The organism is Clostridium chromiireducens (assembly GCF_003575225.1).
In the GTDB taxonomy this organism is placed as follows: domain Bacteria; phylum Bacillota; class Clostridia; order Clostridiales; family Clostridiaceae; genus Clostridium; species Clostridium chromiireducens.
In genome coordinates this window covers 400,156-423,400 of the sequence record NZ_QXDJ01000004.1, presented here as the reverse complement: position 1 = coordinate 423,400, position 23,245 = coordinate 400,156, and the positions used below count along the sequence as shown (strand labels likewise).

Below are 23,245 nucleotides of genomic sequence, written 5' to 3'. Positions count from 1 at the left end.
TTTGATTTCAATGATACTAATTTTTTTTACAACATTACTTGGTCTTACTAGCGGATATTATATTTTCATATTTATTTTAGGGCAATTAGAAAGCATTCCTTTATATCTAATCTTTATTGTCCAAAGTTTACTTTCAGTTGTGATATATTTTGTAAGCGTGAAAATATATTTCTATTTGCACTGGCGATTTACTAATAAGAATAGGAAATTTGATCTCTCACGTTTTCAAATATTAAGTGGAGCTATTGAAGCTATGAACAAGATAGCTTCTGGTGACTTTAATGTCCTTGTTAAAACAAACGAGCTTGACCCTTTTAATGAAGTAGCAGATAATTTCAATAAGATGGCTAAAGAGCTGGGTTCATTGGAAAAACTGCGTCAAGATTTTATATCAGATGTATCACATGAAATACAGTCGCCATTAACTTCTATTTCAGGTTTTGCTGCGCTTTTAAAAAAAGGAAATTTAAGTGAGAGCCAAATATCACATTACGCCAATATAATAGAAGTTGAAAGCAAACGATTATCTAAATTAAGCGAAAATTTATTAAGATTATCTAATTTGGAAGCAGAAGATAATAATTTAAACTTAAAGAAATATCAAATAAATAAGCAAATTGAAAGTATTTTACTAATGCTAGAACCACAGTGGTCTGCAAAAAATATAACCCTTGATGTTTCTCTTGATGAAACTATAATATCTGGAGATGAGGCCTTATTAAGTCAGGTATTTATAAATTTGATTAATAACGCTATTAAGTTTACACCAGAAAACGGAAATATAGGCGTTAAATTATCTAGTAATGAAGATGGAATTCAATGTGAAATTTCCGATACGGGTATAGGTATTTCACCAGAAGATCAACCGCGAATTTTCGAGAGGTTTTATAAAGCAGATAAAGCTCGTGATCGTTCTTTGGGTGGAAACGGACTTGGACTTTCAATAGTAAAAAAGATTGTTGACTTACATGGAGGAAAAATATCTCTTACAAGTGAAATTGGAAAAGGTACAAAATTTACTGTTTTTCTGCCAAAATAGAAGCTAATATGTTTATAACCACAGTCTGAATTTAACAGATTGTGGTTTTTCTTTTGTTTACATTGCGTTTAAATTCCATTTAAATTCAGTTTAAATAGCAGCTATATACTATGTTTGTAGAAAGGAAAAAGAAATTAGAATTAATAATATTGAAAGAAGATTACGCCTTATTGTTAAGTGCTAATTTTATTACTTATAAAACATGGAAGGGGTTTTTTATATGGAAAACATGGAAAATATGGATCAAAAATCGCTCTACTATCTTGAAAAGGCACCTGTTACAAAAGCAATAATACACATGGCTATTCCTATGATATTAAGTAGTATAACTTCAGTTGTCTATAATATCATCGATGCTTTTTTTATAGGTAAGCTTAATAATACTGCAATGATGGCGGCAGTGATACTGGCATTACCATTTTCATCAGTATTAATGGCACTTGGGCAAATGTTTGGAGTAGGCTCAGGAACATATATATCGAGACTTTTAGGTGAGGGAAATACAGATAATACCAAAAAAGTTAGTTCAATTAACTTTTGGTCATCAATGATTATGGGTATTATTTTTATGATGATATGTCTGCCTTTTTTATCTTCTATTTTGCCGCTTTTAGGAGCAAGTGGTGAAACTCTGCAATATACAAGAAATTTTGTTATGATACTTGTTATTGGGGCTCCAATTATTATTGTTAATATGGCGCTTGAATCAGCTGTACGTGCGGAGGGTGCATCAACTGTTTCTATGACTGGTACTATAGGTGGTATTATAATTAATATAATACTTAATCCTCTATTCATTTTCGTGCTTAATATGAATGTTATGGGATCAGCACTAGCCTCTGTTTGTGGTAATATATTTTCCGTTTTATATTTTATATATTATTTGCAAAAGAAGAGTAGTGCTCAGAGTTTATCAATCAAGTACTTTAAACCAAGTAAAGAAATTTATGGTGAAATTTTTAAGGTCGGAGTTTCAGCTTTATTAATGAGTGGATTTATGGTCATTATAGGTCTACTTTTCAATAATTATTCCATGATTTATGGAGATAATGTTGTAGCGGGATTTGGAGTTGCACAAAGAGTTGTTCAAATTGTAGATTGCATTGGTATGGGCTTTGCAATGGGAGTTGTACCACTAATTGCATTTGCATACTCTGCAAATAATCAAAAGCGTCTCATGGAAATTGTTAAAAAAACCATATTGTATATTCTAGGTTTAACATTGGCTATAGGAGCAGTTATATGTGCATTCAGGTTACAAATTATTGGCCTCTTCAGTATAGATCCTAAGGTTATTGCCATTGGTGAAATAACTCTCTTAGCTCAACTTTCCTCAACTGTTTTTGCTGCCTTATGCGAATTTTTTACTGGAATCTTCCAAGCTGAAGGTGATGGTGTGAAATCAAATGTTATGGCTGCTGTGAGAGGTGTTTTATTTATCCCTATTTTGATTGTAGGAAACTTACTATTTGCTGTTAATGGTGTTATTTGGGCTATGACAGCTACAGAGGGATTATCATGTCTGATAGGAATTGCCCTATGGCTTATGATTAGACAGAAAAGTTCACAAGAAGTATCTATTAATGAATAAACAAGTTAAATGAGTAACTTAGTAACAGAAATTGTAGAGTAAAGGACTGTATCAGGGAGTTTTTAAACTTAATCTCTGATATAGTCCTTTTTATGATTTTAGAGAGTATTTAGTTATCTATACATAATGTAATTCATGTAAACACATATATAATATTTGGTAAAATAATACAATAAGAAGTGTGAATCTTATTATCTTCAATTATGGATTTATATGGAAGAATATAAAGCTACATCGCTCTATATGAAATTTTAATTAAAATATCCAATGTGCTATATTAAGTTTGAAAGTATAAATATGAAAACGTAAAACATTTAACATTTAGGAACTTATTTAATTATATTACTAGACCAAGAATTATGATAAACAGGAGGAGTAGGTGAAGTAACGGAGTTAATTTGAAATAAGAATTTAAAGGAAGTGGTTTATTAAATGAAAAAGTTATTATGGAAACCATCTGAAGAATACATTAAAACAACCAATATTTATTCTTTTATGAATTATATAAATGAGAAATTTAACCTAAAACTTAGTGATTATTCATCTATTTATAAGTGGTCTATTGATTATCCAGATAGTTTTTGGGGTGAATTGTGGAATTATCTTGATATAAAGAGTTCCCAGCCATATGACGTGCCAGTAGACGATATATCAAAGTTTCCAGGGGCTCAATGGTTTGTGGGTGCAAAATTGAATTATGCAGAAAATATGCTTAAATTTTCCTCAAGTTCTTCTCCTGCAATTATATTCAGGGGCGAGAACCAAATCAGGGAAGAAATCAGCCATAGGATGTTATATGAACAGGTTGTGAGGCTTGCTAAGGCATTGAGAGATGATGGGATAAAAGCAGGGGATACCATTGCTGCATATATGCCTAATATGCCAAACACTGTAATAGCTATGCTTGCTTCTGCAGCAATAGGTGCCATTTGGTGCTCATGTGCTACAGACATTGGACCAAATGCAGCATTAGATAGGCTTAGTCAAGTTAAGCCGACTGTATTATTTACAGCAGATGGATATTTCTATAAAGGAAAACGTTTTAATGTTCTTGATAATGCAAGTCAAATCGTAAAAGGAATTAACTCTATTAAAAAAGTAATCATTTCCCATTATGCAGGTGAAAGTTTAAATACAGCCGAAATTCCCAACAGTGTCAGTTGGATAAACTATCTTTCAAATGAGATACCAAAGAATTTTGAGTTTGAACAGCTTCCTTCAGAGCATCCTCTTGTTGTGATGTTTTCATCGGGAACAACAGGAAAACCTAAATGTATGGTACAGTCTGCGGCAGGACTGCTAATTAATCAATTAAAAGAATTAGTTTTGCAAAATGATGTTAAGCCGTCAGATAGAATGCTTTATATTACAACTTGCAGCTGGATGATGTGGAATTGGCAGGCAGCAGCATTAGGAACAGGTTCTTGTATAGTACTTTATGATGGCAATCCATCATACCCAGATGTATCTTCTATATGGAGGATACTAGAAGAGGAGAAGGTTACTATTTTTGGACTCAGTGCAAGTTACGTTCATTCTCTTATGAAAGAACAGTTTTATCCTAAAAATGTTGTATCCCTTTCAAATCTTAGAGCAATTTCTCAGACAGGGTCAGCACTTTCAGAAGAAGGGTTTGAATATATCTATAGAGAGATAAAAGAGCAGCTGCATTTTAACTCAATTGCTGGAGGAACAGATATAAACGGCTGTTTTTCTACAGGTAATCCCATAAGTCCTGTCTATTTAGGTGAGCTTCAAGGGCCAGGGCTTGGTATGAAGATAAATTCTTTCAATGAAAAGGGAGAGCCGGTTAGAGACGAGCTAGGGGAACTCGTATGCGAAATGCCTGCTCCATCAATGCCAATAAGATTTTGGAATGATCCTGATAATAACCGTTATATGGATGCGTATTTTAGAACTTATCCAGGTGTTTGGCACCATGGAGATTATGTTAAAATACATTCAGATACAGGAGGAATATCTTATTATGGCAGATCAGATTCCACATTAAAGCCGTCAGGTGTAAGAATTGGAACAGCTGAAATTTATAATCAAGTAGAAAAATTACCACAGATTAAGGAAAGCTTGGCAATAGGTCAGAACTATAATGGGGATGAAAGAATTATTCTCTTTGTACAAACACAGGATGGAATTGAATTAGATGAAAATTTGAAAAAGGATATTAAGAAGATTTTAAAAGAGAACGCATCGCCACGGCATGTTCCATCTATAATAATGCAGGTTCAGGATATTCCTAGAACATTTAATGGAAAGAAAGTAGAAAGTGCTGTAACTAATATAATAAATGGGCGCAATGTTACAAATAGAGATGCTTTAGAAAACCCTGAATCACTTGATTATTTTGAACAAGTATTGCCGCTGTTAAGTGAATAGATGAAACAAACTGAGTATAAAGATGACAGGAGGGTATATCTGTCATCTTTGTATTAAGGGATTAGAATTTAATAAACTTTAGAAGAGCATATTATGAAACTATTAATTGAAATTTTGAAATTAATTAAAGGAGGAAAAAGTAAACGTTTTATAAATATTAATCATTATAATATAGTTTACTAATCATATAAGCTTCATGTTTATTACTAATCTTAAGGGAGGACCAGAAAATGATAAAAAGTTTATCCAAGTTTTTTACAGCTATTGTGCAACGATTTCTTCCTGACCCACTTGTTTTCGCAATGATTTTGACACTAATTATGTTTGTTTCAGGTATTATATTTACGAATCATACACCAATTGAGATGATTGGATTCTGGGGGAAGAGTTTTTGGAATCTTCTAGCCTTTGCGATGCAGATGGCATTAATTTTAGTTACTGGCAGCGCTCTTGCTAGTTCGCCATATGTTAAACGCATTTTACAAAAAATTGCAAGCTTACCTAAAACACCAGCTCAAGCTATTATGCTTGTTACCTTTGCAGCAGCAGTTGCTAATATTATTAACTGGGGATTTGGTTTAATTGTTGGTGCCTTACTTGCGAAGGAAGTAGCTAAAAAAGTGCCACGTACAGATTACCGGTTATTGATTGCAAGTTCTTATATTGGTTTTATGACTTGGCACGGAGGTATATCAGGTTCAGTTCCTCTTCTAGCAGCAACTAAGGGGAATCCTATGGAAAAAGCTATAGGATTAATTCCAATAAATGAAACTATTTTTGCTCCGTTTAATATATTTGTAACTATTGCTTTGATAATTGTATTACCATTAATGACCAGGATGATGATGCCAAAAGATGAGGACGTTATAGAAATTGATCCAGCGTTATTAGCTGCAGATGCAATTAATGAAACTAGTAATGATATTAATACTCAAAAGACATTTGCTGTACGTGTTGAAAACAGCAAAATTATTGCATGGATAATTGGACTTCTAGGTATTGCTTATATTATTTATTACTTTATGAATGGTGGCACTATGGATGTTAATGCTGTAAATATGATTATGTTCTTTATTGGTATAATTCTTCATGGCAGTCCTTTATCTTATATGCAGGCTGTAGTTAATGGAGCAAAAGGAACAGCAGGTATAATGGTACAATTCCCATTCTATGCTGGAATACAAGGAATGATGGATTTGTCAGGCTTAGGAGGCTTGATCACCGGAGGATTTGTTAGCATATCTAATGTTCATACCTTTCCAATCCTCGCATTTTTAAGCTCAGGACTAATTAACTTTTTTGTTCCATCTGGTGGAGGGCACTGGGTTGTTCAGGGTCCATTCATAATGCCAGCTGCACAAGCTCTTGGTGTAATGCCAGGGAAAGCAGCTATGGCAATCGCGTACGGTGAAGCTTGGATGAATATGGCACAACCATTTTGGGCACTACCGGCTTTAGCTATAGCCGGTCTTAAAGTTCGTGATATTATGGGATATTGTGTAACTACCTTAATAGTGGGAGCTTTAATATTTGGAGTAGGATTAGCTTTGTTTTAATAATTAAAAAGATATTACTCAATATGTGAAGTAATATCTTTTTTTATTTTCTCTGAAAATCCAATGAGAATGAAAATATTTAAATATTTTAAGAGAAAAAAATTAATTGATTTTTAGCTATAGGATATAGGTATTCTAATATAAATTACAGTCCCAAGTCCTAGTTTACTATTTATATGGATACCATAATTATCTCCATAGGTCAACTTAAGGCGTTTACTTGTATTAAACAAACCAATATGATTTGAGTGCTCGCCGTCAAAATCCAGCTTATTCTTTATAGCATCAAGATTTTCTTTATCAATTCCAATACCATTATCAATAATTGTTAGGATTAGGAAGCCATCTTTTTGTGATAGTTTAATTTTAATTTTGCCTTTTCCGTCTTTATTTTTAATGCCATGATATATACAATTTTCAACTAAGGGCTGGATTAATAACTTAATTGTGTTGATAGGTTCTACATTCTCTGTATATGCCCATAGTACATCAAACTTATCTCCATATCTTATCATTTGAATATCAAGATAGGTTTTAGTATACCTAATTTCCTCTCCAATAGAAACTCTATTACAAGGTGTCGTTAAAGAATAATCCAATATATTAGATAAATTTTCTATCATCTTAATTGGCTTACTATTACTACCAGTTGCCTTTATCACTTCCCAATAGATTGTATGTAAGGTGTTATACAAAAAATGAGGGTTGATTTGAGACTGCAGCGCAATAAGCTCCATATTTTCTAGTTTATATTTTCTTTCAGATAACTGTACTTTTAAATAGTGTTGTTCAATAAAGGTGGTAACTAAATTTTCTATAATATAACTAAATTCATTTTTTACATTGCTATCTATCACAGGTAGAGGTTGATTATTCTTAGCCGAATCAATTATAGTTATAATATTTGAAATCTGTTTGTAGTTTTTCTTAGTGAGATAGAAGGTTGAAATTAGCCCTAAAATAAATGAAAATAACAATAATACAATTGTATATTTAAGTAAACTTATAGAAACATAGTATAGTATACCTTCAGGAATTACAGATATATAGTTCCAAGAAAATCTATCAGAATGAATAATTGATTTACATAAAAATTTATTCTCTGATGGAGAGTATATTGTATTAGTGTTTAAATTTATAAGTTCTTTAATATCAAAATCAATTTTATTTCCAGGAGCTTGGCTACTAACAATTTCGCTATTATTTTTATCTAATATGAATATCTTTTGTTTAGGGTCAGAAACTGATTTGTTTAGTAAATTTTGTATATAGTCAGCTTTAATGTTTAATACTATTACACCATTATTAAGAGCCATCCTTTTATAAACTGTTATGAGTTTCGTTTCATTTTCTTCAAAATCATATTGCTTTACGTTCCTTGTTTCTATCCACAATTTTTCTTCTGAAGGATGATGCAGATAGTTATCGTACCAAGAGGTGTCAAAGAAATTATTTAAATTTGTTATACCATTATTGGTTGTACAAAATCTACCATTTTCATTTTCATAATAAATATGTATAGAATAAATATAAGGCTTTGAGTTAGCAAAAGAATTCAGAAAAAAGCAAGTTGTGTCAACATTGGCTATATCTGATGAATATAGTGTATCTTTTTTTAAAACCCTTTTTAGAGTGTAAGCCATATTAGCTGTACCATCGAATTGAATATTAAGAGTATCTATTTCATTAAAAATTAAATCAATATTTGTCTTTGTTTGATTTAAGAGATTTATATTATTTTGAGTTATCTGATCCTTAATATATCTTTGAGTAATAATTATGGATAAAGACCCCAATACTAATGTAGGTATTAGTAGAGGAATCAAAAATATAATTAAATTCTTTGTAAAAAAGTTATTTTTCAAAATAATTCATCACCTTTCAAAAGGATGAGGATTAATAGTATCCTTTTGATTTCTATATTCCTTGGGACTTTTTCCATAATAGCTTTTAAAAGTTCTAGTAAAATTTTTTGTATTACTATAGCCAACCATTTCACTAATTTCATAGGTTCTATATCTTATATCATTTAAGAGCTCAGCGGCACGATTCATCTTTACTTTTATTAAGTAGTTAGAAAAACGTTCTCCTGTCTTCTGTTTAAAAAATTGACTCAAATAGTTTGGATTCATATGAACTGATTCAGCTATATCTTCAAGTCTAGCATCTTTATAGTGTTCCCTTACATAATCTTTAATAAATGAGATTATTTTAGAGTCATAACTTGATAAATCCTTAAAATCGTTTTCTTCTATATCCAAAATGCTATTTTCATTAGGCAAGCATTCATTATCTAATGCTTTTTTTAAAGAAGAAAATACTTCATAAATTTCATTATATTTTGAAGGTTTTACAATATACTCACTAACTCCATAGGCTATAGCTTTACGAGCATATTCAAAGTCTTTGTAAGCGCTTAAAAATATAACTTTTATTTTAAGCTTACGATTGAATATTTCTTTTGCAAGTTCAATGCCATCTAAAAATGGCATTTTTATATCACAAAGCATTACATCTACCTCATTATCTAAAATATATTCTAATGCAAGCTTTCCGTTTTCTAATTGTGCAACAATTTCAAAGCCTAAATCCCCCCATGGAAAATATCTACATAATAAATTTCTTGATTCATTTTCATCATCTACTACAAGTAGTTTGTACATTATAGCTTCCCCCTATTAACGTATCCTCAAAGAGTCATAAAATTAAATTTTCTGCTAATAATCGTTGTAAATTCAAGGCGTTTTCAAAGAAATTACATATTATTTAGCATACTTTATAATATATGATTACGTATTCATAAAGATTTTACCATATGAAAGTAAAATTGCATATATAAAACAACAGGGGGATATAAAATCATGAGAAAGTGACTCTAATAATAAGATAATGATGCTCTTTATAAGAAAAAGATACCTTTTTTAATTAATATATGAGGAAGTTCTGTTTTAAAGATACCATTTATAATAATAGATATCTTATGTAAATAATTACAATTATGCTAGAATGGCATTAAAGCTGTCTCAAGAAGAATATAATTTAGGCAGAATAGTAATAGTGGGCAAGGCATTGAGCTGAAGTGGTTAAAATAAGAAATGTTAAGTATAGGAGTGTTTTGTATGCATAATCAATATTACAATATTAAGAAGGTAATGAATGGAGTATATCATATAAGTGATCCCAATAAGATATGTTGTTCATTAATTGTAGGAGGTAAAAAGGCATTATTATTTGATACAGGTTATGGTATTGGTGATTTGAAGCAAGTAGTTAAATCTATAACAGATCTACCTATTATTGTTGTTAACAGCCATGGTCACCTTGATCATATGGGTGGGAATTATCAATTTGATGAAATCTACATTCATGAAAATGATATAAATTTAGCAAAGCAGATTCTTTTGTCAGGTAAGAGAAAGTGGACTGCGGATAATTATAAAAAAAATATAGGACTTCCAAAAGATTTTAAGGAAGAAGACTATGTAAATAGAGAATATAATATTAATTTTATTCCTGTAGACGAAGGGAAAGTATTTGACTTAGGAGGATATGAACTTGAAGTAATTTATTGCAATGGGCATACTGCCGGGTGTATTTCATTAATTGAAAGAAAAAATAAACTGTTGCTTTCTGGAGATTCAGTATTGCAGCATGTATGGATGTTTCTAGAAGAAAGCAAAAAAATAAGTGAATATATTAATAGTCTCAAAAAGCTAAATGAGTTTGAAGTCAATACTATTCTTACTTCTCATTCTAGTGAACCTTATAGTAGAGAGCTATTAATTAAATTGATTAATTGTGTCACTAATATTGATATTTCGAAAAGTGCGCCATATTTCAATGAAGCATATCCTTATAAGGCATTTATGTATTCTGAAGGTGGAGAACCGTTTGTTAGCCCGGATTATGTTTCTATTGTTTTTAGAGAAGATAAATTGTAATACTACAAGCTTATAAGATTGCAGCTCCGGTTTAATTGTCTGAAAAAATTTTGACCTAATCTGGACAACATCATTGCGCAAAATAATACAAGAAAGAATATGGAGGGATATTTTGTGAAGTGGTTTACAAATCTAAAAACCATACAAAAATTAATATCTACATTTGTTTTAGTATCATTATTTATTGTTTTAGTAGGCAGTATTGGAATAATAAATATGAGAGAAATTAAATCTAATGCCGATAAAATGCATAATTATAATCTTGAGTCAGTAAAACAGCTAACAACTATTAGGCAGAATATAGCGGATATTCGTTTTGATATTTTAAAAATTGATGCTCAGAGAAATATAAATAATCAAAATGAAGCAACTAAAAAAGAAGTTAATAGATTGTATGAAGAAAATGCAGAAATTATAGAAAACTATGAAAAAGCAATATTATCTGATGAAGAAAAAGAAGCATTGGCTTTATTAAAAGATGATATAAAACTTTATAAAAATGCATGTGAACAAATTATCAAATATGCAGATGAAAATAATTATAATGAAGCTGATGATCAATATCTTAATTTAGGTCCAGTGAAGACAGCTTTATATAATCACTTAGGCAATCTAATTAGAATTAATACAGATCAAGCTGATAATCTATACAAAGAAAATAATTTAACTTACCAGAGTTCCATACATAAGGTAATTACAATAGGAGCTTTAAACCTAATTATAGCAATTATGTTAGGAACTTTGATAGCTATATGGATATCTAAGCAGATAAAAAAAGTTTTAAATTTTGCAGAAGCAATTGGTAGTGGCGATTTAACCCAATCAATAAGAATTAATTCTAACGATGAGTTCGGAAATCTTTCTATAGCATTAAATAATGCTAATAATAATATAAAAAATCTAATAAGTGAAATAATGAATAGTGCAAGTGATATGAGTGCAACAAGTGAAGAATTATCAGCCACAGTTGAAGAGGTTTCTTCTAAAATGGAATCAGTAAATGAATCAACCGAACAAATATCAAGAGGAGTACAGGATTTAAGTTCAACAGCAGAAGAAGTAAGTGCATCGACAGAAGAAATTACTTCAAACACCAGTGGACTTGCAAATAGAGCCAGCGATGCAAGTGCCACAGTAAATGATATTAAAAAACGTGCATTTTACATAAAAGATAAGGCAATAAATGAGATAAAGGAAAGTAATGTAATATATATGGAAAATCGCTCACAAATTTTAAATGCTATTGAAGAAGCAAAAGTAGTAGATGAAGTTAAAATGATTGCAGATTCTATTGGAAGTATTGCAGAGCAAACTAATCTGTTAGCATTAAATGCAGCAATTGAAGCTGCAAGAGCTGGGGAACATGGGAAAGGTTTTGCAGTAGTTGCTGATGAAGTAAGAAAACTAGCAGAGCAATCTTCAGAAGCAGTAATGAATATTCATGCTATGGTAAATCAAGTGCAAGTAGCAGTAACAAAATTATCAAAAAGTGGCCAAGATGTACTTAACTTCATTGATAATAATGTGAAATCAAATTATGAATTTCTTAATAAAACAGGCATTCAGTATGAGGAAGATGCAAATCTTGTAAATGATATCATTGTTGAAATTTCCAAGTCATCTAATCAAATGAATGAATTAGTTGAACAAATATCATATGCTGTTCAAAATGTATCTGGAACTGCAGAAGAATCAGCTGCAAGTTCAGAAGATATATCAAATAGTGTTAATGAGGTTACTCTTGCTGTTAATGATGTTGCTAAATCAGCACAAAGCCAAGCAGAACTCGCACAAAAATTAATTAACATGGTAGAAAAATTTAAATTGTAAAAAATCCAAACTACATAAAAATATAGCCTACCTTAAGATGTCTTATACATATCTTGGTGGAAATTTAAGAGCTATTTAGTATCCACCATGAATCTCACGGAAATTTTAGATTTATATGCTCCCTTATATAGCAGATAGTTTAATTAATAAAACTGTCTCTATAAAAGGGGGTATTTTAATGTTAAGCTTAATAAGTTGATTTCTTTTATTACTGAATTCAAAGATTGTCTACATAATTTAAGGTTATTGAATTGATAGAAATTAAAATCATAAGAAAGTGATTCTAATCATAAGAGAAAGATGCTTTTTATAAGATAAAGATACCTTTTAAATTTAATTGTAAAGAAGTTCTGTTATAAAGATACCATTTATAATAATAGGTCACTTATGTAAAGAATTACACGTATGATAGAATAACATTAAAGCTGCAGCAATAGTGAAATTATTAGTGTGTATAGCACTATATAAATTAGGAGGAAATTTATGAAAAACAGAAAAAAAATCATTAGTATATTATGTGCTATTTCAATAGCTACATCTATATTTGTAGGTTGTGGAAATGCTTCAAAAGAAACTGCCAAAGATAGCAGTAAAGGAGATCAAGTAACTCTAAGATTTTCTTGGTGGGGAAGTGATGTACGTCATAAGGCAACTTTAGAAGCAATAGATTTGTATATGAAACAAAATCCAAATGTAAAGATAGAGGCAGAATATGGTGGAGTTGATGGATATCAAGATAAGTTATCAACTCAGTTAGGCGGTGGTACTGCACCAGATCTTATTCAAGTGGACAACCCATGGATTTATGATTATGCCAAACAAGGAGAAATGTTTTACGATTTAAATGAGTTTAAAGACATAGTTGATATGAGCGGGTTTGATAAAAAATTCTTAGATGGTTATTGTACACTTAATGGAAAAATTCAAGGATTACCAATGGGATTAAATGCATTAACTGTAGTTTACAATAAGGATATTTTAAAGGCTGCAAATGCTGATATAACTAAAGATTTAGATTGGGACAAATTAATTGAAGAAGGAAAGAAAGTTCATGCACAAAATAGTAGCAATTATTTATTAAATGCAGAACAAAATAACTTTTTAGATTTTATTATTATGCCATATGTTATTCAAAAAACAGGTCAGCAATGGGTAAAAGATGATTATACAATGGGATTTGATAAAGCTACACTTACTCAAGCCTTTGAACTTGAAAGAAAGTTATTTGATGAAGGAATTGTACAACCAGCAGAGCAAAGTTTTACATTTAAATCTAAACCAGAGCAAAATACTGCATGGATAAATAAGCAATTTGGTAGTGCTATTAGTTGGGCAGCTGGTATAGGAGTACTTAGTGGTACTTTAGGAGATAGTGCGGATGTTACATTATATCCAGTACCTAAAGATGCGAAAAGTTCAGGGATAGTAGTAAGACCTGCGACTTTACTTTGTATTAATAAAAAATCTCCTAACGCAAAAGAAGCAGCAAAATTCATGAACTTTTTCTTCAACGATAAGGAAGCAGCTAAAGTATTAGGGGATGTTAGATCTATTCCTCCTGTAGAAGCTTCAAGAAAAGCTGCATTGGATGCGAATAAAGTAAATCCATTAGCAGTAAAAGCTGTTGAGGCAGCAACAAAAAATCCAGGGTTAATATACAATGGGGTATCTAGTAATTCAGAATTAAGAAATATTTTATTAACTGAAATTGAAAATGTTGCATATAAGAAGTTTACACCTGACCAAGCAGCAGATGACATGATTAAACTTTATGAAAGTAAGCTAAAAGAATTAAAGAGTGCTGCAAACTAGTTTAATTTAAATACATGGCAATGTTGTGATTAGAAGCTTCAGCATAGAGATTAACCTCATTTATTATTGGTTGTTTCTAATGAAAGATTAATATATTGTGCTGGAGCTCATCTATTCATAAATAATTAGCATTGTAAGAGATTAATATAAAGTAAAGGTAGGAGGTTTTTACGTGGAACAAAATACAGCAATAGAATTAAAAAGTGGTCTTCACCATAAAAGAAGTAAGACATTGAAAAAATACACGGGATTATTATACATATCCCCATGGCTATTAGGTTTTCTTGGTTTTCAGCTATATCCTTTAGTTTCATCATTTTATTATTCATTTACTAATTTAAGTTTAGGTGGAAACCCTAAATTTGTTGGTTTAGATAATTATATACGTATATTTACAGTGGATCCAGAGTTTTGGAAATCCTTAAGTGTAACAATTGTATATGTATTTACATCCGTTCCTGCAAAATTAGCGTTTGCATTACTGATTGCAATGATATTAAACTCAAAATTAAAATTTATAAATGCTTTTAGGACTATATATTATATTCCATCCATACTTGGAGGAAGTGTAGCAGTATCTGTATTATGGCGTTTCTTGTTCATGAAAGAAGGTACAATAAATCAGATTTTATCTATATTCTCAATACCACCTCTTGATTGGATTGGTAGTCCTAGTTTAGCGTTATTCACAATAGATATACTTACTGTTTGGCAGTTTGGTTCATCTATGGTGTTGTTTCTTGCGGGCTTAAAGCAGATACCTGCAGAACTATACGAAGCTGGAATAATGGATGGAGCATCAAAAATTAGAATGTTCTTTACAATTACTATACCAATGTTAACACCAATAGTATTTTTTAACGTTATTATGCAATTAGTTGGAGCTTTCCAAGAGTTCACATCCGCTTTTGTAATAACAGGTGGAGGTCCTATGCAATCAACTTATTTATATGGAATGAAGTTGTATTTAGAAGCTTTCAGATATTTTAAAATGGGATATGCATCTGCCTTATCTTGGATTCTATTTTTAATAATATTAGTTTTCACACTTATAATATTTAAATCTTCAAAGAAATGGGTTTATTACGATGATGGAGGAGAGTTTTAATGAATAAAAAGTCAAGAAGCACAATTCTAAGATATGTAATTTTAGTAGTAGTCGGAATAATCATGATTTATCCAGTTGTATGGCTTTTCTTTGCTTCATTTAAAAGTAATGATGAATTATTTGGTTCGGCATCATTACTTCCTAAAGCATTTACATGGGATTCATATATACAAGGATGGAAGGGAAGTGGACAATATGGATATAGTACATTTTTCCTTAATACAATAAAACTTGTTATACCAACTGTATTATTTACGGTAATTTCAAGTGCTGTGGTAGCTTACGGTTTTGCAAGATTTAAGTTTCCATTTAAAAAGATATTATTTGCTCTGATGATATCTACACTGATGCTACCAAATGCGGTTGTTATCATTCCTAAATATATGCTATTTAGGGATTTAGGCTGGATTGATAGTTATAATCCATTTATTGTACCTGCGATTTTTGCCGGATATCCATTTTTTATCTTTATGTTAGTTCAGTTTTTTAGAGGTGTTCCGAGAGAATTGGATGAAGCGGCAACAATTGATGGCTGTAATTCCTTTACAATTTTTTTAAGGATTATGCTGCCTCTAAGTAAACCAGCATTATTTTCAGCAGGAATATTTCAATTTATGTGGACATGGAATGATTTCTTCAATTCCTTAGTTTATATTAATAGTGTTAACAAGTTAACGTTGCCTTTAGCACTTAGGGTATCTCTTGATGCATCAGCTTCAGTTAACTGGAATCAGATAATGGCTATGGCACTAGTAAGTATATTACCTTGTATACTAATATTCTTCTTTGCTCAGAAACATTTTGTAGAAGGAATTGCTACAACAGGCATGAAGGGATAAGTTATTATGGAATTTATCATGACGGCAAGAAGTAAGGAACAAGAGAATACTGATTATCTAACATTGCATGAACAGGGATTAAATGCTTCTGTAGAGATATTAGGCGGAAATGGGAGTATAAAGAACCCATTTCATGCAAAAGTATTGATTAATAACGAAAATAATACAAAGTGGTATGGAGTTATTCATGTTGAATTGCCATTCAATAAAGTAAATCCACGCTATTTCATGCCAGCATTTATGTATAGTAGAAATCGTGGTGAGTGTCCACAGAATGTTCCTAATGAGTTTCCAAGACTTAGAGAGGAGACGAAGCGCCCATCCTCACCTTGGTGGATGGTAAGAGGCGACAGGTTATCACATCCAGTAGCCTTGGTATATGACAGTGATAAAATATACGGATTTAGTGCGAGCCCATATTTCATAAGTAAAAGTGGAATAAAACAGCAATGGAAACCTGAAGTTGAAGGTGAATTTTATCAATATGCAGGATATACATGTTCACTATCTAAAGGAACTGTAGGCTATACATTGGGTTATGAAAATGCACCATGGCTATTTATAAAATCACATGATGTTAGAGAAAGAGCACCACTAGGTGAGAATTGTTTTGAATTGGAGCCTGGGGAGACTGTTGAATTCACATTGGATTTATACGAATTTGACTCTAAAACAATGCTGGATGTTAATGCTGTGATTGAAGAGGTATATTATCATTATCATCAGAATCCAAGAAATGCCAGCGATATAAGAACGACAGTTGCTGATTTGGCCTGTGCTGTTTATCAAGATGCATGGCTTCCAGAAGAGTTAAGTTATTCTGGTCAGGTTTTTGAAGATAAGAATGCTGGAGGATACAGATATAACAAAATTATATCGATTACTTGGACTAATGGGTTATCAGTAGCAACACCTATGTTGATGGCAGCTTTGCGGCTTGAGGATGAGTGTATGCGTCAGCAGGCACTATCCTGCATAGAAAATATTATAAAAAACTCCCTAAACCCTGCTAATGGGCTTCCTTATGAGGCTTATAGTGATGGAAAATGGTCAGTTAATGGATGGTGGTTTGATGGGATGCATACACCAGGACATAGTTCCTACTTAATAGGACAGTCACTATTTTATATTCTTAGGGCTTATGATTATGAAAAGAGACTTAAAAACTGCCTTCATGAGGATTGGATGGTATTTGTAAAAGAAGTTCTTATGAAAGTTGAAAAGACAAAAAATACTGATGAAGAATATCCTTTTATTTTATCAGAGAAAACTGGAGCAGGTATTGAATACGATTCGTTTAGCGGCACATGGTGTATGGCTGCATTGGGATATTATTGCTATCTAACAGGAGACAAATCACATATAGAGAGCTTAAGGAAAAGTGAAAAGCATTATTATGAGGAATACATTAAGCGTATGGAATGTTATGGAGCACCGCTCGATACAGATAAGGCTACTGATTCTGAGGGGATTTTAGCATATATAAAAGCAGTTAAATTCATACATACATTAACTGGTGAAAATCAATATTTAGAACACATGCGAGATGCAATATGTTATGAGTTTTCTTTTAAGTTTTGCTATAATTCTCCTATCAAAATAGATCCACTTAGTAGAATTGGATGGTCCAGCTGTGGAGGAAGTGTGACATCCATTGCTAATCCTCATATTCATCCAATGTCAAGTAATCTTGTAGACGAATTGCTGTATTTTGTAGAGAATAGTAAAGATAAATATGTAAGAAATCGTATGATGGATGTAATAGGCTGGGGATGTCAGACCTATAACACATATGATAGAGAATATGATTATGGGAAAAAAGGTTGGATGTCTGAGAGATTCTGCCATTGTGAAGGGCTAGTGTCAGAAAAATATAGTGACGGCTCTCTTGCTAGTACGTGGTTTTGCCTAATGCCATGGGCAAGTGGATCCATTATAGATGGTCTTTCAGGATATTATTGGGATAAATGTTTCGAATAGAAAGAGTTTATAATGCATATAAGTTCTAATCAATTAAATTAATAAACGATTGAATCATTTCGGTTAACAGGATATTAATAAATTAAGATTTGAAAATAAATAAGAAGTAATAGAGAATATTTAATGTCGGATTTAACATACAAAAATAAACAAAGAAAAGGTGAGAAATATATGGAAATGACATTAAGATGGTTTGGAAAAGAAGCGGATTCAGTAACACTGGAGCAAATTAGACAAATTCCAGGAGTTACAGGTGTTGTAACAACTTTATACGATACAATGCCAGGAGAGGTTTGGCCTCATGAGAGAATTAAAGCCATGAAAGCTGAAGTGGAGGCGGCTGGTCTTAGAGTAGCAGGTATAGAAAGTGTTAATATACATGATTCGATTAAAGTAGGCACACCAGATAGAGATAAATATATAGCTAATTATATTACTACTTTAGATAGATTAGGGCAAGAAGGTATTGATGTTGTTTGTTATAACTTTATGCCAGTATTTGATTGGACTAGATCTGACCTTGCTAAAGTAAGACCTGACGGTTCAACAGTGTTATCTTATGACCAAGAACTTGCTGATAAAATTAATCCTGAGAATTTATTATCTTCAATGGATTCAAAATCTAATGGCTTTATGCTTCCAGGCTGGGAGCCTGAACGTATGGCTAGAATTAAAGAATTATTTGAAATGTATAAGGATGTAGATAATGAGAAATTATTTAGTAATTTAAAATATTTCTTAGAAGCAATCATGCCAACCTGTGAGAAGTACAATATAAAGATGGCAATACATCCAGATGATCCAGCATGGCCAGTATTTGGATTACCAAGAATCATGACATGTAAAGAGAATCTATTGAGACTAGTAACTATGGTAGATAGTCCATGTAATGGAGTTACGTTATGTACGGGATCTTTAGGCTCAAATATGAATAATGACATTCCAGATATTATAAGAGCATTAAAGGGAAAAATTCATTTTGCTCATGTTAGAAATATTAAACACTATGCTCCAGGAAAATTTGATGAAGCTGCACATCTATCCTCTGATGGATCTTTAGATATGTATGAAATTATGAAAGCCTTATATGAAATAGGGTTTAAAGGAATTGTAAGACCAGATCATGGACGTGCAATTTGGGGAGAAGTAGCTATGCCAGGATATGGACTTTATGATAGAGCACTTGGAGTGACATATTTAAATGGAATTTTAGAAAGTTTACAGAAGTCAATTCCATTAAAATAAATACTTGAGGATGTGGAGATAACCGAAAGGACAGCTATACTGTTATTTCGGTTATTAATATAATTAAGTATTTATAACTAGTAAAATAGGTGGGTGAAATAAATGTTGGAGTTAAACAGTAGCGGAATTATTAATAAAGAAGAGTGGGAGAAGAACGGATTTAATCTCCCTAAATTTGATAGAAGGACAGTTATAAATAATACAAAAGAAAATCCTACTTGGATTCATTTTGGAGCCGGGAATATTTTCAGATCATTTCCAGCAGCATTGCAGCAAAATCTTTTGAATGAAGGGAAAACAGACAAAGGAATCATTGTGGCTGAGGGATATGATTATGAAATCATAGAAAAAATAAACAAAAAGCATGATGACTTAAGTTTAATGGTAATTTTAAAGGCTGATGGAAACATTGAAAAAACAGTTATTGGAAGTATTGTCGAATCTCTTACTGTTAATAGTGATAATGTAAATGACTTCGAGAGATTAAAAGAAATTTTTAGAAATCCTTCCTTACAGATGGTGAGTTTTACTATAACAGAAAAGGGATACAGTCTTGTTGACAAAGATGAAAATTTTATTTCGGAAGTAGTTGAAGATTTTAATAACGGTCCAAGCAAGCCTAAGAGTTATATTGGTAAGATGACTGCTTTATGTTATGAAAGATATCTTAACGGAAAGAGTCCAATTGCGTTAGTAAGTATGGATAACTGCTCTCATAACGGTACAAAATTATACAATGCAGTTAGTACTTTTGCAGAAAAATGGACTGATAATGGAAAAGCAGAAGACGGTTTTTTAGATTATATTAATGATCCAAGCTGCGTATCATTTCCTTGGTCCATGATCGATAAAATTACACCAAGACCAGATGATGGTGTAAAAAATATGCTTATAGACAGTGGCTTTTTAGATGCAGAGCCTATAGTAACTTCTAAAAATACTTATGTAGCTTCCTTTACAAATGCAGAAGAAGCTGAATATTTAGTAATTGAAGATACTTTTCCAAATGGAAGGCCATGTCTTGAAGAGGCTGGAGTTAAGTTTACTGATAGAAATACAGTAGACAGAGTGGAAAAGATGAAGGTTTGTACGTGTTTAAATCCACTACACACTGCATTAGCTGTATTTGGATGTTTATTATCTTATACTAAGATTTATAAAGAAATGGAAGCACCAGAATTAAAGGCCCTAGTAGAAAAGGTTGGATACTTAGAAGGACTTCCAGTAGTTGTTGACCCTAAAATTATAAGTCCAAAAGCTTTTATAGATGAAGTTTTAACTAAGAGAATACCAAATCCTTTTATGCCGGATACACCTCAAAGAATTGCTACAGATACTTCACAAAAGATGCCTATACGTTTCGGAGAAACAATTAAGGCATATATAAATAATCCGAAACTAGAGGTAAGTGAATTGAAGTTTATTCCTTTAGTAATTGCAGGCTGGTGTAGATATTTACTAGGTGTTGATGACAATGGAAATAAATTTGAAATTAGCCCTGATCCAATGCTAGCGACTTTAAGAGAACATCTTGATGGAATTAGGCTTGGACAAAAGGGACCATTTCATGAGAAATTAAAACCGATTCTTTCAAATGAGAAGATTTTTGGAGTGAATTTATATGAAGTTGGTTTAGGAAAATTAGTAGAAACATATTTTGAGGAAATGGTAGAGGCCAAGGGTTCAGTAAGAGTAACTTTAAGAAATAAGTTGAAATATAACCAATGTAATTTATATTAAGAAAGAAGAGTTGATATTGTTATGATAAATAAGAAAAGTAAATTATATTTAGGATGGTTAAGTCACAGTAAGAGTGAAAATAGCAAATATAAAAAATATCTTGAAAATATTTTGGTTTTGTATAAAAGTGAAATTATAGATTCTGCTTTATCTGAAATTAGGAGAGCATTTGAACAAATCAGCAATAATAAATCTCAAGCAATTTATGAAAATGAAAAAGATGTTAAGGGTATTGAGTACATAAAATTAGAGAAAGTACAAGATGACGCCTTAATTAATGACGGATATAAGATAAAACATGAGATTATTAGTGAGAAAGAAAAATGTATAAGTGTTTTAGCTAATAGCGATATTGGTATTCTTTATGGAGTATTTGCATTATTACGTTTGTTTGAACAAAATAAGCAGCTTGAAGGCATACAAATTATAGATAATCCAAAGAAAGCTATAAGGATCATAAATCATTGGGATAACATGGATGGAACTATTGAGCGTGGCTTTGCAGGTGCTTCTGTACTATTTGAAAGCTGCCGAAACAAAGATATTATGAAAGATGTTATGGATGTAATAGGCGGCATAACAGCAACTAATAATGCACTAAGAAAAGCTTTTAATGACGATTATAAGGTAGCATCTGATTTAGATAGGATTAATGATTATGCAAGAATGCTTTCTTCTGTTGGAATTAATGGAGCTATTATAAATAATACTAATGTTCATGCAGCAGAAACTTACTTAATAGACAATAAAATTAATATTGTAAAAACTATTAGCGAAATATTTGATAGATGGGGTATTAAAACTTACCTAAGTATTAATTTTGCAGCGCCAATTACCCTTGGAGATCTACAAACTTCAGATCCATTAGATAATGATGTTATAAAATGGTGGAAGAGAAAAACAGAGTATGTATATAGTGCAATTCCAAATCTAGGTGGATTTATGGTAAAAGCAGATTCGGAAGGAAGACCAGGTCCCTTCACTTATGGACGTAATCATGCAGATGGAGCAAATATGCTTGCAAGTGCACTTTCACCATATGGAGGAAGATTAATATGGAGATGTTTTGTATATAACTGCAAACAAGATTGGCGAGATCACTCAATAGATAGAGCTAAGGCTGCATATGATTGCTTTACGCCATTAGATGGACAATTTTTAGATAATGTATACCTTCAAATTAAAAACGGTCCAATGGACTTCCAAGTTAGAGAACCAATATCACCACTATTTGGAGTAATGGACAAAACAAATAAATTAATGGAATTTCAAATAACTCAAGAATATACAGGTCAACAAAAACATGTATGCTTTTTAATTCCTTGGTGGAAAGAGATATTGAGCACTCCAACGTATGCAAATCATGGCAAGACAAATGAAAGCAGTGTAGCTAATAGAATTGATGGAATTGCAGCAATAGTTAATGTAGGAAACGATGAAAATTGGACAGGCCATTTTTTAGCTCAAGCTAATCTTTATGGATATGGACGTCTTGCTTGGAATAGCGATATTAGTAGTGAAGAGATTGTAGAAGAATGGATCAGCCTTACTTTTGGCCATAATCCAATAGTTGTGAAAAACGTGAAAGATATATTAATGAATTCTTGGGATGCTTATGAAAAGTATACATCACCACTTGGCATAGGCTGGATGGTAGCAGCAGGGCATCATTATGGACCAGATGTTGATGGATATGAATTTTCACCTTGGGGAACTTATCATAGAGCAGACTGCAGAGGGATTGGAATTGATCGTACTTTAGAAAGTGGGACAGGTTATGCAGGACAATATAATGAACCACTTAAGAGTCAATATAATGACTTAGAGGCGTGTCCGGATGAATTGCTATTATTTTTCCATCATGTGCCTTATACTCATGTATTGAAATCTGGAAAAACAGTAATTCAGCATATCTATGATACACATTTTGAAGGGTTCGAAGCAGTAGAAGTATTTGCTAATAAATGGAAGGAGTTGAAAGGCATTATTGATGAAAAAGTATATGAACACGTACTTGAACGACTTAATATACAATTAAATAGCGCTAGAGATTGGAGAGATCAAGTTAACACATATTTTTATAGAATGTCTGGAATAGAGGATGAGAAGAAAAGAAAAATATACTAAAATAGAATGAAAAGCACTAGTGCTAAAAATACAATTTTTAAAT

The 23,245-nt window shown here is 31.7% G+C and carries 15 protein-coding genes; 13 read left to right on the top strand and 2 right to left on the bottom strand.

What is annotated here, in order from left to right:
* The first annotated feature begins 10 nt into the window (after window positions 1–10).
* The 4 genes from D2A34_RS17750 to D2A34_RS17735 all read left to right on the top strand — a co-directional run bounded on the left by D2A34_RS17750 (window position 11) and on the right by D2A34_RS17735 (window position 6,580).
* Window positions 11–1,039 carry a HAMP domain-containing sensor histidine kinase gene (locus D2A34_RS17750; protein WP_119367574.1) on the top strand — a complete coding sequence of 343 codons (1,029 nt, stop codon included), beginning with the start codon at window positions 11–13 and terminating at the stop codon, window positions 1,037–1,039.
* A 220-nt stretch (window positions 1,040–1,259) separates the two neighbouring features.
* Window positions 1,260–2,630 (top strand): MATE family efflux transporter, encoded by a 1,371-nt coding sequence (locus D2A34_RS17745; RefSeq protein WP_119367455.1) that lies wholly within the window; start codon window positions 1,260–1,262, stop codon window positions 2,628–2,630.
* Between the two features lie 432 nt (window positions 2,631–3,062).
* A complete protein-coding gene (locus D2A34_RS17740) occupies window positions 3,063–5,024 on the top strand; it encodes an acetoacetate--CoA ligase (RefSeq protein WP_119367454.1) in 1,962 nt (653 codons plus the stop codon).
* 230 nt (window positions 5,025–5,254) lie between these two features.
* Window positions 5,255–6,580 (top strand): TIGR00366 family protein, encoded by a 1,326-nt coding sequence (locus D2A34_RS17735; RefSeq protein ID WP_079441135.1) that lies wholly within the window; start codon window positions 5,255–5,257, stop codon window positions 6,578–6,580.
* 113 nt (window positions 6,581–6,693) lie between these two features.
* On the opposite strand, the gene D2A34_RS17730 is transcribed toward D2A34_RS17735, so the two are convergent.
* Entirely contained in the window at window positions 6,694–8,445 is a 1,752-nt protein-coding gene (locus D2A34_RS17730; RefSeq protein ID WP_119367453.1) for a sensor histidine kinase, read from the bottom strand.
* A gap of 9 nt (window positions 8,446–8,454) precedes the next feature.
* Window positions 8,455–9,243, bottom strand: a complete 789-nt coding sequence (locus D2A34_RS17725; protein ID WP_119367452.1) for a response regulator transcription factor — start codon at window positions 9,241–9,243, stop codon at window positions 8,455–8,457.
* A 456-nt stretch (window positions 9,244–9,699) separates the two neighbouring features.
* Between D2A34_RS17725 and D2A34_RS17720 the strand changes: the two genes are divergently transcribed.
* The 9 genes from D2A34_RS17720 (at window position 9,700) to D2A34_RS17680 (ending at window position 23,202) form a co-directional block, all read left to right on the top strand.
* Complete coding sequence (locus tag D2A34_RS17720; protein ID WP_119367451.1) at window positions 9,700–10,521, top strand: MBL fold metallo-hydrolase; 822 nt, start codon at window positions 9,700–9,702, stop codon at window positions 10,519–10,521.
* Window positions 10,522–10,635: 114 nt separating this feature from the next.
* Entirely contained in the window at window positions 10,636–12,351 is a 1,716-nt protein-coding gene (locus D2A34_RS17715) for a methyl-accepting chemotaxis protein (RefSeq protein WP_119367450.1), read from the top strand.
* Window positions 12,352–12,834: 483 nt separating this feature from the next.
* Window positions 12,835–14,163, top strand: a complete 1,329-nt coding sequence (locus tag D2A34_RS17710; RefSeq protein WP_119367449.1) for an ABC transporter substrate-binding protein — start codon at window positions 12,835–12,837, stop codon at window positions 14,161–14,163.
* A gap of 172 nt (window positions 14,164–14,335) precedes the next feature.
* Window positions 14,336–15,271: a carbohydrate ABC transporter permease gene (locus D2A34_RS17705; protein ID WP_079441159.1), complete on the top strand. Its 936-nt coding sequence runs from the start codon at window positions 14,336–14,338 to the stop codon at window positions 15,269–15,271.
* Window positions 15,271–16,110, top strand: a complete 840-nt coding sequence (locus D2A34_RS17700) for a carbohydrate ABC transporter permease (protein WP_017209431.1) — start codon at window positions 15,271–15,273, stop codon at window positions 16,108–16,110. Before D2A34_RS17705 ends, D2A34_RS17700 begins: the two co-directional genes overlap by 1 nt.
* 6 nt (window positions 16,111–16,116) lie before the next feature.
* A complete protein-coding gene (locus D2A34_RS17695; protein WP_119367448.1) occupies window positions 16,117–18,090 on the top strand; it encodes a hypothetical protein in 1,974 nt (657 codons plus the stop codon).
* Between the two features lie 171 nt (window positions 18,091–18,261).
* Window positions 18,262–19,335, top strand: coding sequence for a mannonate dehydratase (gene uxuA / locus D2A34_RS17690; protein WP_119367573.1), 1,074 nt, complete (start codon window positions 18,262–18,264; stop codon window positions 19,333–19,335).
* A 102-nt stretch (window positions 19,336–19,437) separates the two neighbouring features.
* On the top strand, window positions 19,438–21,075 hold the full coding sequence (locus D2A34_RS17685; protein WP_341467261.1) for a mannitol dehydrogenase family protein: 1,638 nt from the start codon (window positions 19,438–19,440) through the stop codon (window positions 21,073–21,075).
* Window positions 21,076–21,096: 21 nt separating this feature from the next.
* Window positions 21,097–23,202 (top strand): alpha-glucuronidase family glycosyl hydrolase, encoded by a 2,106-nt coding sequence (locus D2A34_RS17680; RefSeq protein WP_119367447.1) that lies wholly within the window; start codon window positions 21,097–21,099, stop codon window positions 23,200–23,202.
* Window positions 23,203–23,245: the final 43 nt, after the last annotated feature.

Bases quoted from the DNA above. Each gene is read 5' to 3' on its own strand.
- D2A34_RS17750 (WP_119367574.1), top strand. From the start codon at position 11: ATGATACTAATTTTTTTTACAACATTACTTGGTCTTACTAGCGGATAT.
- D2A34_RS17745 (WP_119367455.1), top strand. From the start codon at position 1,260: ATGGAAAACATGGAAAATATGGATCAAAAATCGCTCTACTATCTTGAA.
- D2A34_RS17740 (WP_119367454.1), top strand. From the start codon at position 3,063: ATGAAAAAGTTATTATGGAAACCATCTGAAGAATACATTAAAACAACC.
- D2A34_RS17735 (WP_079441135.1), top strand. From the start codon at position 5,255: ATGATAAAAAGTTTATCCAAGTTTTTTACAGCTATTGTGCAACGATTT.
- D2A34_RS17725 (WP_119367452.1), bottom strand. From the start codon at position 9,243: ATGTACAAACTACTTGTAGTAGATGATGAAAATGAATCAAGAAATTTA.
- D2A34_RS17720 (WP_119367451.1), top strand. From the start codon at position 9,700: ATGCATAATCAATATTACAATATTAAGAAGGTAATGAATGGAGTATAT.
- D2A34_RS17710 (WP_119367449.1), top strand. From the start codon at position 12,835: ATGAAAAACAGAAAAAAAATCATTAGTATATTATGTGCTATTTCAATA.
- D2A34_RS17700 (WP_017209431.1), top strand. From the start codon at position 15,271: ATGAATAAAAAGTCAAGAAGCACAATTCTAAGATATGTAATTTTAGTA.
- D2A34_RS17695 (WP_119367448.1), top strand. From the start codon at position 16,117: ATGGAATTTATCATGACGGCAAGAAGTAAGGAACAAGAGAATACTGAT.
- uxuA (WP_119367573.1), top strand. From the start codon at position 18,262: ATGGAAATGACATTAAGATGGTTTGGAAAAGAAGCGGATTCAGTAACA.
- D2A34_RS17685 (WP_341467261.1), top strand. From the start codon at position 19,438: ATGTTGGAGTTAAACAGTAGCGGAATTATTAATAAAGAAGAGTGGGAG.
- D2A34_RS17680 (WP_119367447.1), top strand. From the start codon at position 21,097: ATGATAAATAAGAAAAGTAAATTATATTTAGGATGGTTAAGTCACAGT.